Genomic DNA, 16780 nt, shown 5'->3' on the forward strand with positions numbered 1-16780 from the left:
GAAACGCGGCGCCTTCGTTCAATCGAACTGATTTGCCAGAATGTTGGCGGTGAGTTGGCAGAGTTTGACCGCGCCGCTTTCGATTTTCGCGCCCTCTTCGGACGATAAAAGCGCCACCGCGCCGAGACAGTCGCCGCCCGACACGATCGGCACGATGACCTGCGCCGTGAGGGGCACGTCTTCGCCGCTCGTCAAAGGGACGACGTCGCCGCCCTCGCTCGCGTTGGCGAGATAACTGCGCCTGTCTTTCAGGATCTTTTCGATCGCGGCTGAGAGGGGTTTGCGGTTGATCTCCTTTCTGCCCTCGCCCGACGCGTACAACACCTCGTCGGTGTCGCAGATCACGGCGAGATACCCGCTCAGATCGTTGAGCGATTTTGCCGAACCTTCGGAAAACCGTTCCAGCGTGGCGATGGGAGAGTATTTTTTGAGCATCAGCTCATCCCTGTCCGTAAATATTTCGAGCGGGTCTCCCTCGCGGATACGAAGAGTGCGGCGGATCTCTTTGGGGATGACCACCCTGCCCAATTCGTCTATTCTTCTCACTATTCCCGTAGCTTTCATTTCTTCCTCCACTTACCGCTCGAAACCCGAGCGATCATAACCAAAGTATGCGTAACTTTTTTCCGCTTATTCCCTTTTTATCCTAATTTTATGATTTAATTTTTACAGTAAAAAAGAAGCATAGAATCCTCTATGCTTCTTGTAATTCTTACGACAGCAAAATATCTTTGACGGCTTCTTGCGTTTCTACGGACACATTGCACACTTGCACAAGATATTCCGATATTGCGTCGGATAATTTGCCGCTTTCAGTCTGATAATATTGCATCATCATCCCGTACATTTTCTCCCATGCGACATAATTATGTTCGTCGTCCTGCATCACACCCTCTTCTACGGGAATGTTCCCGTTCAAATCGGCGCGCCATCGTTTGCCCATGACGGAAAAAGACGTAATCTCGAAATCCTTTGTCAGATCTTCATACGATACCCCGAGCAAACCGTTCAGCAGGAATAAGATCGTACCCGTTCTGTCTGCGCCCGCATTGCAATGCAGATAGACGGGATAATTTTTCCGGTCTGCCAAAAATTCGAATATTTGTTGAAATGATTGCGGAACACGAAGATCATATCCTCTCTCACTGGTTTTAAATTGCGGGAATATACAGGTATAAGGATGAAACGGTGCTTTTAAATAGGGATACGATCCATCGATGGCGCACTCGGTTTGTCCTCCGTCATCGCGGTCGGGTCTTCGCAGATCGACTTCGGATTTTATTTTTAAATCGCGGATCATCGTATCGCGTCCCCTTTCCGTCAGCCGCGCGCCTTGATTATAGCCGTTCATCTGACTTCCGCGATAAATCATGCCGTATCGGACGGATTTACCCGAATCGGTACGCCATCCGCCCGCATCGCGCACGTTTTTCAGTCCGTCGACGGATAAAATGCGGGACGGCGCGTCTTTCGTATCGAAACAATCGATCTCGGAACTTAATCCGCTGTCCATTCCCCGCACTTTCCAATAATACGTTTTGTTCGGTTGCAGGATATCCGCCCGAAAATAATTCCTGTCGGTTATGATTTCACGTGCGTCCGAAAAGTCTCTCGTTTCTGAAAAATAAACTGCAAAACTTTCATCTTTTTCTCCTGACCAAAAAAATTCGGGCTCCTGATAATCGTAATTTTTTCCTTCATGTTCCAATAAAAAAGAACATTGTTTGATTTCGTCCTGCTCGTCTAAAAACGTCCGCAGTTCCGGAGCGCACAGATCGATCTCGCTGCCGTTAAATATCGTTTCCAACCTTATATCCGCGACAGCCTCTTCAATATCTTCGGGATTTTTATTCTCGTTCCCTTTTTCCTCGGTTGCCGCTGTTCCCGCAGAACAACCGACCGCCCCCCAAAATAAAAACAAGGTCAGGAGCAAAGAAAATATTTTATTTTTCATCGATTCCCTCGTTATTTTTTACCGATGTTGTTCTTCAATTTTTCCCAAAAAACTTTCGGCTCGAAAATGAAAAAATACAGAGCGCGTTTCCACCGAGGCGTATTGCGGATCTCTTTGGGAACACCGTTCCCGTTGTCTATCTCATGTCCGCCGCTCTGATATATCTTTTCGAGCGTATCGTTCCAGATCTTTAACCCGCCGAGGCTGTGTCCCTCGCCCAAGTCGTCCTCACATTCCAACTTTGCAAACATCCGTCTGTCAAAATCACGTGAATAATGCAGATAATATTCAAACGGTTTGGATAGATCCTCGTTCCTGCAATATAATTCCAAAACCGACGTTCCGAATATATTTTTTAAATCGGAAACGAATTCCAATGCGCTTTCCTGCATGGTCTTCGTAGCAAACCAAGTGATCTCATCGATATGATACTCCTCGTCTATCAACTGCAAGCCGCCGCTTTTTTCCATATAGCCGACAGTCGAGGGACACATCTCCGACAAAAAATGCTCGCGAATCACGCCCGTTACATTGGGTTTATAATGATAGAAAGTTTCGTTTTCAAAGGGGGTGAACGCCTGCCTTCGGTAAACGGAATCATTATTCGTATGGATATAATAAGATTTGATCTGAAACCCCAATAATTGTTGAAGGGCCGATTCTATCCGCCCCGAATAGCCGATATCGAAAATGACGTCTTGTTCCGCAATAATATTTTGAAAATATTGCGAAAGCAGCGTATGATAGGAATCAAAGTCGGCGTCGGACAAGTATTCGTCGTAAAACTTTACGATATAGCGCGCGAACGTCTCCCGATTTCCGAAAGCAGTCTGACAGAAATTTTTGTTCGAGCAACGAAAGTTTTCATATTTTTTTCGGGAGTTATCCGTCAAAACAGGTTGAAACATCGCAAATATAGAATCCGGAGACTGCTTGCCGATATTCGTTTTTTCGGCAAGCGATTGCATATCGCTTACATTTTTTATATCTGCAATCGCGAATGCCTTTCTGGAAACGCGAATATAATTGCTTTCGGGAACGCCGTCCGCGTCCTGCGCTAAAATATCGTATGCCTTTTGTATCAAATACCCGTCCCGCGCGGCAAAATGTACTTTTCGGATACCCTTATTGCGCACTTTACCGATCAGCCACCTTGCAACGGCGAAAATATGCGTTCCCAACAAGTAATATCCGATCAGGCGCGGATCTCCGTTCAGATCGCTGTGCTCATGAAAACTTTGAAACGGATTGTCGAATAGTTTATTTGCAATGACCGCATTGACGCAACGCAGTCCCGTACAGCCGCGATATACTTGCTCCATATCCGTATAACGGTCGGCGGTTTTATAAATTTTCGCAAAAGAGTTCCCCGTATACACGGAAGGATTTCTCCCTTGAAACAGTTCAATGGTAGACGGGCAATGAAACGAAGAAATTCCCGCCTTTTCCGATAATTCGATATCAAAACAGGCGTCGTCGCCGATATGTAGGATCTGATTTGCCCGAATACCGCTGCTTTTATAAAAATCCAGTATCGCGGCAAATTTATCGGGGAACGCGTCCGGATCGAGTTCATGCGAAAGGAATAGGCGGTCGTATCCCGAAATACCGCATCGACGCAATATTTTTTCGATACATTCGCGGGGAAGATAAGATTCGCTTGCAAGCACGATCTTTTTACCTGTTTTTTTGGCCAGTTCGAACAATTCGACGAGAAATTTCCTCGGATAGCCGAAGCTGATCTCGTTTTCCAGTTCGAGCGCTTGAATCGTTTGTAATTTTTCCCTGTCGTAACCGTAATTACGCGCCAGAGCATCATAAATATCGTTTAAATTAACGAATTTGGTTTTACCGTAAGATATACGGCAAAACTCTTCGGCAGATCTCCGCTGTTCGGAAAAATCGGCAAACGAATTCAATTCAAACATACGTTGAAAAGGGACGTTCAACAATGTAAAGATATCCGAAGGCGGAACAAATGGACGGACGACGAGAGTATCGAATATATTGAAACTTATGATCTTATATTGTCCGGAATAAATTTTCCGCAACAGATTTTTATAAGCGTCGTCGCCCGATTTTTCCTGCGTCTGGATCGAACGAAACCAGCCAACCGCTGAATCGGATTCTTCCGCCGAAACGCAATTTCCCAACATCAGCGATACGTCCTCACTGTATCGGTCTAAAAGGCGATGCCTGTTTAAAATTTCGCGCACAATGCCGAAAGTCTGACCGAAGTCATGGTCTTTCTTCCCTTGCCGCACATTCTCGTAATAATACTGTCCATGTAAATTTGCTGCGTGTTTGGCGTTACAAAACAGCGAAACGGAAAAAGCCAAATCGGACGCGGCGCATTTTTTCCAAGCATATTCCGATTCGAAATCAAAATCCTTTCGGCAAAGTTCCCATAAATCAAGGCGGATCAGTTTATTCCAAAAAGAATGATACGAAGAACATAAACCGTGCAATTTCATAAACTCGTCGAGCAAGGCATTGCCATCGCAATCGATATCTTGAACGCGCACGGGATCCAGATTGTAATACGATGCGCTTTTGCCTTTACGGAATTGCCTTAAGTCCCCGAAAACCAAATCCGAATCGGTTCGCAAAGCCTGATCGACCAATCCGCCTATCCAATTTTGCGTTACGGTATCCCCGCTGTTGACAAATAAACAATATTCTCCTTTCGCCTTCCCGCAGACCTCAGTCAGCCTTTTTCCGATATTTAGCGAGGTGGTGATCGAAAGTATTTCGATTCGATTTGTTTTCGCCGCCGCTTTTTGTAAAAACCTCTTTGCAGTTTTATATTTTTGATCGACAAGACATATGACTTGAAAATTCTGATCGAACTGCGCAAACAGACTTTTCAAAGTCATTTTTATATCCTTGACCGAGCGGCGACATTTCACGATCACACAAACTTTTTTTACCCAAGACATTTACATCTCCTTACCGCTTGATTTCATTTATCCCCATTTGTTTCATGTACTATACGAACTCGTAATTTTGCAAAGCCGACATCAATTCGGACATTTTTTGTTGCGTTTCAGCTGACATTCTCGCGGTATGCCTGTGCGATACGATATCGTTCGGCAATGTATATGGCGCAACGTAATTTCGAATAAGAACTTCTTCGGCGTTGCAAAAAACAGGATGCTCCGTTCCGTTGAAATTTTCCAGCGAAAACGGAGTTATTTCGCTCAACGAAAAGACTTGCTGCCAGTCGAATAAAAAGACGTTGTCAAAACCGTAAACGATTTTATCGGTCTTTTTTTCGCTCAGATGAATTTTTTTATAAGCGATTTTACGGTATTTGTCGAACAAATTATTGATTTTAACCAAATGGTTTTCGGGAATTTTAAAACAGACATGATAGCCGCAACCCAGTTCCTCCTGCAATTTTCTGAAATCGGTAACCAAGTCGTGCTTTAAACCCTTGAAAGATTCCCAGATAACCGAACTATCTCCCTGACAATAATCAAAGGGGAATATATCCACATAGGCGGGCAGATCGCTGTTTTTAAAGCGGAATTTATAGACCCGATCCCCCCATTCCGTATTGTACAATATATCTATACTGAAATTGCCGTCGTTTTGCAAATACCTGATTATTTTATGCAGGTCTTCACGCATGACGCCGATATCGATGTCGTCGTCCCAGGGAATAAAAGCGTTATGCCGTTTTGCCCCCAACAGCGTCCCGTAATACAGCCAATAGTCGATATGCAATCGCTGACAAAGTTTTTTCAGTTTCGTCAATAAAAAGTCGCTTCCCCGCTGTGTATATGCAACGGGTCCGGTCGCCTTATCAACTCCCCTAAAAAAGAATTTACGGTCTTCGAGCGTTGCGTTTTCGTTCCCTTGAAACAATTCGTTGAAAAGATCGATCGCGCGCCGATTGATGATATCCAAACCGTGCGTAGTTACTGGATAATCGGCAAGAGACGCGATGTAACCTTTTAAGATTTGTTTGTTTTTAAAAAAATGTTTGGCATAGTCGGACGATTGTAAAATCCTGTATTGAAAAACATTGATGCTTTGAAAATACAAATTTAAGTTTGCGTCGCCAAATTCCACCGTGTCGGTTACTACCCGTAATTTTTCTTTCGTTTGAACGTCTTTAGTATAAAAGGCGCAAAAAAGCACGCGCGATTCAATCGCGGTCTTGACCGTAAGCATAAAAATCACGAGGTTTTTGCAAAGTTCATCGTCGAAAAGCGAACAATCGTACAGCAGCGAATCGTTCATCAGGAAAAAGATCTGATTATCATTGCTGTCCGCGAGCGCGATTTCTATTCGGCTGTCGGAAACTTTTTGCAAGGACGGCATGTTCCCCAGGATCATCAACCCGTCTTCATCAAAATCTTTCGGGTCTACCCATCGGCTGTTTTTTACGATTTCCTGCTCTTGAAAGCGAAAAACATATTCGCGCACCAATTTATTATTGATTTCAAAATGCCTTTGACAATGTATGGGGATTCTGGCGATTTTCAATATGTCCGTATATACATATAATTTCACGACGTCGTCGATCGAAATCGAATACTCTTCCAAATCGATGAGTCCTCTATATAAATTTTCCATCACTTATCCTGATGTTTCAGTCGCGCTTTGATTTTTTTCCGGAAAGTTTTATTATCAAACAAAAAATAAAACAGGGCGCGACCGAGTTTCGATTTCGCCCGAAACGTTCTGTCGATATATACGATCCTGTCGGATGCAATATTATCTCTCGTCCAGAACAAAGTTTCGAGGAAACTTTTCTTTACATACCCGCTGTACATTTTATCTGTTATACAAGTACTATTAAACGTCTGGCAATCCAAAGGAGTGGCGTTCAGAATAAAATTTTCAAACGCCGCGGAGATATCCTGCGGACGGCACGTAAATAAATGCAGATAATCGGCATACAGAGCCGTAAGATCCTTACAAAAGTTCACCGCGCCTCTATGCATTTCGCGGATAGCATACGTCTCGGAATACGCGTCTTTCATTTCATCGAATTCAAAGGACAGCGAATTATCTTTCAAAGAATATCCGATACATGAAGGCGATGAATCCGATATGAAAGTTTCACGTAAAATCGCGGAGACAGTCGGGGAAAAATCATAAAAGCAATGGACTTTAAACCCGTTTTTTTCCGCGAGCGCCGTCGTTTCGTAACCATTGCCGTGCACGTAAAACACATCGATGGGTTTTTGCGCCAGTTCGGACAGAATCGATTGCAATCTTCCGCTGTATCCGATGTCAAAGGTAGCGCAGTTTCCCGCGAAAATCGTTTGCATTTTTTTTGAAATGTCGTTTTGATAAGCGCCCGCCTTGTTCAGATCGAGCGAAATTTCCGACATGGCGCTCAAAAAACCGATAAAGTCATTGATTGTTTCGAAAGGTCGGTCCAAATCGATTCCGTGCTTGCGATACTCCGAAACGTCTTCCACCGAAATTTCTTTGCAAATTTTACGAAACCAGTTTAAGATTTCCGCGGGCGTATGACATTTATAATCCGTAATGCCTACAAGTTTAAAAACATCCTCGCGGCTGCGGATCATAAACGGATATAAGGCTTCTCTGGTAGCATAAAAATATGAACTGTTTATGCGAATACCATTCTTTTTTTCCATTGCCGCGGCAATGATATCAAAGGCCTGTTTTACGACGTATCCGTCCCTTGCCAGGAAATGAACTGTTTCATATCTTTCAGCCAGCGCTTTATCATAGATCCACTTTGCAAGGCCGAAGATATGCATTCCGAGCGCCATATATCCTATATAATAGGCGTCCGCATTGTAGAGCGTACGGGAATTGAACGGACGAAAGGGATTATCAAACATATGGTTGGCAACAACGGAAAACATACAACGGAGAGGCAATTGTTCGATGACTCCCTTGCTGTCTATTTTTTGATTGTTGCCGCAATAAATTTCTTTAAATGAATCTCCCGTATAAAAATCGGAAAATTTATTCGTGAATACGTCGATCGCTTTGGGAATCCATAATGCTTCGATTCCGTTCGCGTTTGCTTTTTCGATATCCGAATTTTTATTATCTCCGATATGTACGATATTATTCGGGGAAATATGCAAGGAATTCAGCACCGATTTAAATAAAGCTCCCGTCGCCTTCAGCTTTTTGTATTCGGAAGAGACAAAGATCCGTTCATAAACTTGATATCCGTTCTTGTTGAGGACGGCGGCTACCACTTCTTCGCTCAAATACATATCGGAAATGAATACGACCTTTTTACCTGCACGCAACGCCAAATCGTAAAGTTCCGCCCCGCAGCGGCGCGCCGAACTGAATTTGATCTCCAATTCGTTTTCCTTAGCCATCAGCCTGCTCGCCAATTCTGTTTCGATTTTGAAGGTTTCGGTCAAATAATCGTAAATTTCCGCCAGAGTCACATCCTCGCAATTACGATCGGCAGCCTTATGTATTTTCCTGCAATCTTCTTCGGCAATTCGCCGCATCTCACGAAAATTTTCGGGGATACAGAAATTCTCAGCACATTCTTCGGCAACAAAACGTAATAAATCGTCAGGAGACCATAACGGACGGACGATCAGCGTATCGAAAATATCGAAACTGATATATTCCGCGCGCGACGTTAAAATATGCTGTTTCATCTGTTCCAGCCGATCATCCCAGGCAGTCGAGATTTCATAAAAATAAAAACTGTGGGCGGAAGGCATTCGATAAGAACCGCTACCGAAACCTTTCGCGAACAAATTTTTTACGGAACCGTCATTCTGCAAACCCGCCGCAGCAATATTCCCGGACCATATTATGCGATATTGTTCTTTAAAAGCGGCAAAATCTTCTTCAAACAGCCGATACTCCTCGATCTCTTTGAGAAAATTTTCTACAAAATCGAAAACCCGAATAATATCTTCGAGATTTTTAATGATTTTTTCGCGGGGCAATCGTACGCTCGTAGATGCTTCGCTATGCCTGTAATAAAAATAACAATCATTATCGCAGAAAGCCAGTTTATCGGAAAACGCGTAAAATACCGATGAAAAAGCGATATCCTCCCCCATGATCAGCGGTTCGCTCATCTTTTCCAAATAAGGCAGACAGCGTTCGATCATTTTTTTCGAATAAACTTTATTCCAGACAGTATGCCAGATAAAGCACTCTCCGTGTTGTTTGAAAAAAACTCGTAACAATTCGGGAGCAATAACAGATTGTTTATCGCTGTTGAATCTGCGGTAATTGTTATAATACGTCATTTGACCGCTTTCGTCGATATTGACCGTATTCCCCAATACCATATCCGCGTTTTCGTTGACCGCTTTACGGATCAAAGGATAAAACCAATCGCAGGAAATAAAGTCGTCGCTGTCGACAAAAGCGATATACGCCCCTTTCGCTTGTTTGATACCCGTCATCCGGGCAGCAAACAGCCCCCGATTTTTCTCATGATTTATTATTTTGATCCGACTGTCACCCGCGGCGTATTTCTCGAGTATAGCGGAACAACCATCGGGACTGGCATCATTCACGCAGATCACTTCCAGATTCCGATAACTTTGGGCAAGTATGCTGTCAAGACACCTTTTCAACCATTTTTCCGTATTATACACGGGAATAATTACCGATAACAACTTATTCCGCTCCATAGTTTCCTCTCACTCAGATAAGATAGACTTTTCAATAACCATATTGAAAAGAGATTGCGACGTCGTTTCCGTTGGAAGAAAGATATTCGTAAGACATGGAAACGAACTTACCGTCTTCAACGGATATACGCACGGCTATGTCCCCTTGAATTTTGTCATCGGTTATATTTAACCGTCCGAAAAATTCTTTCTTTATTTTAGCATTCATGATCAAACTTTGATCCGCTTCTGAATAATCGAGTTCCGAATAACAAGTATACTCCAACAGCGATCCGAAAGATATTTCGTCCCTGGATACGGAGCGCGGATCTGAAGTAGTTTCTTCGTACATGCCGCTCCCCTCACCGATAGGATTTAAAGTAACCGTCTTGATTGTCAACGAGTATCCTTCTTCGACAGAAACATACGACTCCACGACACTGTTTAAAACCAAATCGTCTCTGCATACCTGTACTGATTTTACGATTTTTTTCGAGGATGAAACTTTTTGATATGATTGCGAAACCTGTAAAAAATTCTTATCTTTATTCTCTACATGCACATCTGCACATCCGACAGAAACAAATACAAAAGATACTCCGAGTAAAACAGCCGCTAAAAGAAGTAAAAATTTCTTTTTCATCATTTTTATCTCCTGAAACCAAATACGTACGCGAGCGATGCCATAGCTAATAATGCAGCCGAAATCGTTAAAAAAGTATTTGCCACGCTTTCAGCGCTTTCCATATCTTCCTTGCCGCTGTCGACTAGCGCATTGTAATCGGCAAGCATTTGTCGATACAGTTCAAAACTCATCCCCTCTTCCTGCGCATCATTGATCTCCGATTCGCTAAAATCCTTATAGAGAGCGTTTACGGCGCTCAATGCCTCGTATTTCTGTGTATACGTACCCTCCTCGAACGCAGAAAGTTGTAAAAGCGCTTCGATCATCTGATTATACTTTTCCGAATACACCATTTCAAACCGTGCGTTAAAAGTCGTATCCGCAACGATTTTCGTCGAGTCGAATTTTTCTTCTTCGTGATACCACCCCGAAAAAACATAAGATTTTATGCTATTGCCTTGTTTCTCGGGTGCGGCGGGCGCCTCGATCGATTCTCCTCTATATACCTCCAAAACACCTACGATCTCGCCTTCAAAAGAAAATTTCACTTGGAAAAGGTTATCCAACATTTCTTTATAGAGGGCATAGTCCAAGCCTTCCGCTTGGGCTTCGTCTCTTTGCGTCTGAGACATTTTCTCGTATGCTTCGGTCGCGGCATATAACGCGATTTTTTGTTCTTCGGGCGATTTGCTTTGCGACGCTATCAGCGTATCCAATGCCGCTTTCAGTTCGTCGTAACACTCCGCATATACTTTCCGATACCTCGCTTCAAATACCGTATTTTCCGTAACCGCCGTACCTGTTTCAAGTTTGTTTTCACCGTTGTACCAACCGATGAATTCGTAAGTATAGATACTGTTTCCACTCTTTTCAGGACCCGCGGGAATTTCGATCGTTTCGCCTTTATACAATTCCGACGACTTGAAAACAATTCCGTTATTCGTGAAGCTGACCTCAAAAAGGTTCGCTTTCATTTGTTCATATAATGCGAAAGACATTCCTTCCTTTTGGCAATCTGAAATCTGTTCCGCAGTCAGTTGTACATAAATTTGTTCCGCCGTGTGAATAGATTTCTTGATCTGATCAAAATTCCCGGCAGAGTCCGCCTCCTGCAATTTTTCGAGAGCCCATACCATGTCTCCGTAAATTCTTACATATTTTCTGGAATAGGTCGCGGTCAACGTAATATCGGAAGTGACGGGCGTGGAAAAATCAAAAAGTTTTCCCTTGCTGTACCACCCCAGAAATTCGTAATATTTGATACTGTTGCCATCTTTTACTTTCGCTTCCTCGGGGGTAACCGTACTATTTTCAAAAATTTCTTTTACTGTATACGAAGCGTCGTCTTGATTGAATCGTACATGATAATATCTGCCCTGCAATACCCCGTTCCCTTGGGAAATAGGATCTCCTGAATTTTGGGCAAAACGATATTTCACGCCGCCGATCACTTGTTCTCCCGTCGTCAACCAATCCCAACGAATATAATATCTGTTGCCTTCGGCATCGGGATTACCGGTACCGTTTGCTGTCAACCAGCCGTTTTCGTAGAAATCCCCTAAAATTTTACCTTGTTGATCTGTATAAATGATCATGTAGGAATATGTATCTATATTATCTCTGTAATAAAAGTTGCCGGGAATCATTTCGCCCGCTTCGTCGTTGACAGGTCCCAGAAGTTTTCCCGAATCGTCAAAATAGAAATATACGGGAATATCGTAATTGCCCATATTGACGGTTACGCGTTTTAAACCGCCGCGCACTTTTTCGCCCAATTCATAGGGATAGAAATTCGCGTCATAATGTCCGCCCGTCCAAAGATAATAATAACTACCGTTTAATTCCAGCCAGCCTGTAACATAATTTCCGTTCACGTAATATTTATTGCCGTACCACTTCGTTTCGCCCCCGACTACTTTACCGTTATCGAAAATATACGTAAAATCGCCGAGGTTCTCATCTGTGAGCGTAATTTCTCCCTGTGCGGCGACCCCGTCTTCTCCAAAGTATAAAAGATCCGTTCCGTAATAGAACCAGCCCGTGTATACATTTCCTTTATCAAACATCATACGGCGTCCCGTAACGGAATCGATGACCATTCCGCTGTAACTATTCGCAACGGGATCGATACTGAAACCGCAAAGATCGCATCCGAGATAGCCGCTTTTATAAATAAATGTATGGCCGTTGGCGGTACACTCGTCGTCCTTGCCGATGGTGTACGAATCGATCATGACCGCGGAACCGTTCACCACGTCGTACGCCTGGATCGTAAACGTATTTTCTGTGGCCTGCACCGAAATATACACAGCCGTATATCCGCCGATTTCGGGGCCGGCTGCTATCAGCGTCTCAAAATTGAAAGACGGGTTGTTTACAGGCTCATAGCCCTTATCGCTGACAGCGCCGCTGACGATATAGACTGCGCCGCTCTCGTCTACAATGCCGCCTTTCATGGGTTTCGTGCGCGCGTAAGCATGGTCGTGACCGGAGAACACGACATCGAAACCGCCTTCGTCTACATATTGCGGAACAATCTGATTTACATATTCGTTCCCGCCTGCCGAGTTTGTATAATAAGGAGGCTGATGGAGCGTTAAAACTTTCCAAACGGCTTTGCTCTGTTTTGCGTCGGCGGCGACTTCCGCGAAAATTTTCGCCATTTCGTTCACATTGTTCGTGACCGAATAATTCACGACCGCAACGTAAGTGTTGCCATACATTACGGAATACCAATCGGTATCGGGAAGCATGTGGAATGTGGAGGCGATCGAACCGTCGTTATCCCCGTAAAACTCGTGATTGCCGAGAACCTGGATCATATCGGTATTCCCGAAATACTCGGAAAACGCGCCCATGATCTCCGACCACATGGAATAGGAATTCGTATTATCCACAAAGTCGCCCGTTTGAATACCGAAATCATAAGAAACGCCGTCCTGCCGGATCGCCTGCGCGAGATGATCGAGCAATACCTTATCTTCCAACTGCGTATCGCCCATCACAAAAAAGTTTGTATCGGTGCCGTTTCGTTTTGTGGAGAAACTATGGATCTCCGACCACACGGTTCCGTTGCCGACGATATATACGTAATCGGCATCCTTTTGAAGGCCCGTAAGTCGCGCCTCGTTGAAAAGAACGGCGTAATTTTCCGCAGCGTTTCGGCTTGCGCTGAGTTCCACGATCGTGCTTTCCCCCTCGAATACGGCAAATGAGGCCTCGCCTTTTGCGTCGTATTCCGATTTCAGAGCATATTTGACCTGCGCGGCCTTGTCTGCAAAGAGAGGATTGGACATCCAGCCGATATTATGGGAGGTCTGCGAATCGACGCTCGCTTTCGAGGCGATGAACATGGGCGCGGACGAAGCGTCATCGCCGCACGGCAACACGCCGTATACTTTCAACGAAAAGGAAACGTTGCCCTGTGAATCCTCCGCCTGAATATTTTTAATGCAGGCTTCGGAAACAAATCGATCCGTAAATATTTTACCTTCCGCATCGGTTATGCCGGGCAATACGACGCCATCCAAATAGACTGAAACGCCTTGCGCGGGAAGGCCGCCATGCGTTACGTAAATATATCCGCCCTCGCTTCCTACGATCATCGTGTCGGCGGAAATTTCGTAATAAGCTTCCACTTCCTGTTGGTCGGACTGCAGAATGAACGTATTGGTTATGTCTTCCTGATAAAACTCGTCGAATGCGACGCTGCCCGAAAGCAGGCTGTAAGAAAAGACGGATCCCTGCACGAGCGATTTTTCCATAAGAATTTTCAGTTGCGCAACGGTACCCGTACCGGAAAGTGCCTGACCCGTTCGGGAAATTTTTACTTCATACGTGTTATTGATCGCACTTTTCTGCACGCATTCCACGGTAAAGACGTCAAACTCTCCCGGCTGCGCAACCAGTGTCAATCCGAGCCCGAGTTTCATTTCGAATGTGACCGTGCTCGTTTTTTCCATGTTCGTGGCGATCACGTCGAATCCGTAATATCGATTCAGCGTAGGCGCGTCGGATTGCGGCGCCAAAAACACCGTATCATAGACCGTGTCAGCCGCGACGGTAATCATGAAACTTTTTCTGCTTTCATTCTGGAAATTATCGAATACAGAAACTTCGATGCGGTGCGTTCCGTCCGGCAAAGTGATATTTTCCGTATTCAGTTCCGTTTCCGACCCGCTTAAAAGTTTCAGTTGCTTTCCGTCCACATAGACGTGCAGATTGTCCGTATTCACGCCGGAAGCATATTTTTCTTCCAGCTCATAATACGAGGCCTGAATACTGAACGAGGATTCTGCGATCGTCATGCCGTCGGATAAAGCCTGCCCGTTAACGGAAACGTTCTCGATGACGGGCGCGTTCAAGTCGTTGGTATTTGAACCGTAAACGAACTGGAAATTATCGTAATATACATAACCCTTGGTCGGCTGCCCCATAGGGATGCTCGGCACGTACATCAGACGGAAAGTTTGCCCCGCCATCAACGTGTAATAATCTCCGCTGAAAGGAACGAGTTGCGTCCCGTCAAACGTGGCGAGCGGCGCCTCGAAATAATGCCAGCCCGCAGGAATCGTGCCCTCATAATACGGTATACCGAAGTTATCGGCCTCCTTCTGGCTCTGCGCGGTAAAATTTACGACGTTTGCCGATTTGATCAACGTGCCGTCGGATTTATAATTGTTAATATAAGCGCGGAACCAGAAATTCGGCGTATTTTCAGGCACATACACCCAAACGCCGAGCGCAGTGGGTTTCCCGGGAATCTTGTACTCCTCGGTCATACCGAAACAGGCGCCTTCGGTAATAGTCACTTTGGTAAAGTCATAATTCATGCGAAGGGAATAACTTCCCATCCGCACGGGTTCGCCGCTGGAAATATGTACAATTTCGGCGCTCTCGCTGCCGTTGTTGTAATGAAAGGTTTGAAACAGGCTTCCTTCGGCGTTGACATTGTAATATTCTTCTGCGGGAATCGTCTGTCCGGTCGTTTCGTCGATATGGTCCTCGAAATCCCAGACAACGGTCGGCAGTTGCCCCACCGTAACGGATATCGACGCAGATATTTCCTTCCTGTCCGCTACCGCGACCGAAACGATCGCGGTAGAATTGGTCGCGTCTTCACTGGCGACAAAGGTATTGCCGCGCATCGTGCCGATCTCGGGATACTGTTCATTATCGCTGACGCCGATCGTCCAAGCCAGATCGCCGTCTTTTATGATCACTTCGCGGTGATTATGTAACGCGTGCAAGCCCAGATCGCTCTCCGCGCCGAAACCGAGAGAAAGTTCGTTGCTACCGAATTTCAAGGTATCAGGATAGTAAATTTCGACAGAAGTAGTGCCGACGACCTTTTCTTCATAGACAAGTTCGACGCCGACCGTGCCTTCGATTCCGTCGTTCGCAATAAACAGACCGTTTGCGTCAATCGTACCCAAGGCTTCGGACTCCGGAGTGAGGCGCCAGGTAACATTTGCGGGCATCTCCATAGCAAATCCGTTCGTATCGACCGCTTTCGCCTGAAACTGTATTTCGGAACCGGGCGTATATACATCGTTATTCGGGTTTAAAACGGCCTCGCCAAAAACACCCGAGGCCTCCGCCTGGGTGACGATCATCAAGGATGAGGAAACGAGGCGCTCGACGCCGTCGCTCGGACTGTTTGCGACCGTCAGAGCCGATTCGCCCGCATAGCGCGCCGCGTAGGTCGTAGAGCCGCCGCCGTCGAGATTGACCGCGTCCACGCAACCCAAGCGCAACATTTCATCCGCAAGTTCCGAGAGCGTGTAGCCCGACGAAGCCGCTTGTCTGCCGTCCGCCACGATCACGACGACTTTCCCGTTCGCGTCGATGCCGACAGCAGTTCTCGGCTGTTTGGTCGCGGCGTCCAGCCCCGCGGTGACTTGACCGCCCTCGATCAAAGTTACGTTCGCACCGATGGCTTCCTTTATATTTTCGGGAACGGCGCCCGAACCGATCAGGGGCTGATTGTCCTTGGTAATGCCGAACCACAAAGATTCTCTTTCCGTGCCGTGATACTGCACGCCGTTCATCACGAGAGCGCCCGTAGGCTCGCCCGTAGACATATTGAAAAAGTCCCCGTTGACCGCCGCCACGACGGTGACGCCCGTTGTCTTTTCCATAGCTTTCGCCTGATCGCGAACAGTCTGCAATCCCCATTTCGAGGGATTGTAGTCCTTATAACCCACCATCAGCGTGTTTTTGGAAAGGTCGACCGTGACCGCATACCCGATCACCTGGTCGGAATTCGTCGAATCGTTCGTGACCACATAATTCTCCGTCACGCCGGGGGAAATAAGTTTTTTCGTGCTGGAAACTTCCCATCTTCCTCCCGCATACGCAGACGCCGCATTCCAAAATACGAACATCAGCGCAAACGACGCGATACACGCCGTTATAAGCGATGCGAACCAGACGCGTTTGCCTTTTACTACCATTATTTATCCTCCTATGCTCTTAAAGAAATAAATTTTTGCCTTAAGGCAAAAATTTTAGGGGGCGCCCCCTAAACGAATAATTATGTTTATGGATCGCATTAACGCACACATTGCGAAATGCAAATTCGACTTTATTCTATCATTTATC

Annotated in this window: 7 protein-coding genes; all 7 read right to left on the bottom strand. The window is 45.5% G+C overall.

All coding sequences use genetic code 11. The features are described 5' to 3' along the window. Positions 1 to 18: 18 nt before the first annotated feature. A complete protein-coding gene (locus ESZ91_RS01540; RefSeq protein WP_129223424.1) occupies positions 19 to 564 on the bottom strand; it encodes a stage V sporulation T C-terminal domain-containing protein in 546 nt (181 codons plus the stop codon). A 148-nt stretch (positions 565 to 712) separates the two neighbouring features. After that, a complete protein-coding gene (locus tag ESZ91_RS01545) occupies positions 713 to 1954 on the bottom strand; it encodes a tyrosine-protein phosphatase (RefSeq protein ID WP_129223426.1) in 1242 nt (413 codons plus the stop codon). An 11-nt stretch (positions 1955 to 1965) separates the two neighbouring features. Then, positions 1966 to 4893, bottom strand: a complete 2928-nt coding sequence (locus ESZ91_RS01550) for a glycosyltransferase (protein ID WP_129223428.1) — start codon at positions 4891 to 4893, stop codon at positions 1966 to 1968. A 49-nt stretch (positions 4894 to 4942) separates the two neighbouring features. Next, the gene (locus tag ESZ91_RS01555) at positions 4943 to 6538 is read right to left on the bottom strand and encodes a LicD family protein (RefSeq protein ID WP_129223430.1); all 1596 of its coding nucleotides are present in this window, start codon (positions 6536 to 6538) and stop codon (positions 4943 to 4945) included. Further along, positions 6538 to 9573, bottom strand: coding sequence for an HAD-IA family hydrolase (locus ESZ91_RS01560; RefSeq protein WP_129223433.1), 3036 nt, complete (start codon positions 9571 to 9573; stop codon positions 6538 to 6540). Before ESZ91_RS01560 ends, ESZ91_RS01555 begins: the two co-directional genes overlap by 1 nt. Before the next feature lie 31 nt (positions 9574 to 9604). Continuing rightward, complete coding sequence (locus ESZ91_RS01565) at positions 9605 to 10198, bottom strand: hypothetical protein (RefSeq protein ID WP_129223435.1); 594 nt, start codon at positions 10196 to 10198, stop codon at positions 9605 to 9607. 2 nt (positions 10199 to 10200) lie between these two features. Continuing rightward, positions 10201 to 16632, bottom strand: a complete 6432-nt coding sequence (locus ESZ91_RS01570) for a phosphodiester glycosidase family protein (protein ID WP_129223437.1) — start codon at positions 16630 to 16632, stop codon at positions 10201 to 10203. Between the last annotated feature and the right edge of the window lie 148 nt (positions 16633 to 16780).

Origin of the sequence: Candidatus Borkfalkia ceftriaxoniphila, assembly GCF_004134775.1 — a bacterium.
Classification (GTDB): domain Bacteria; phylum Bacillota; class Clostridia; order Christensenellales; family Borkfalkiaceae; genus Borkfalkia; species Borkfalkia ceftriaxoniphila.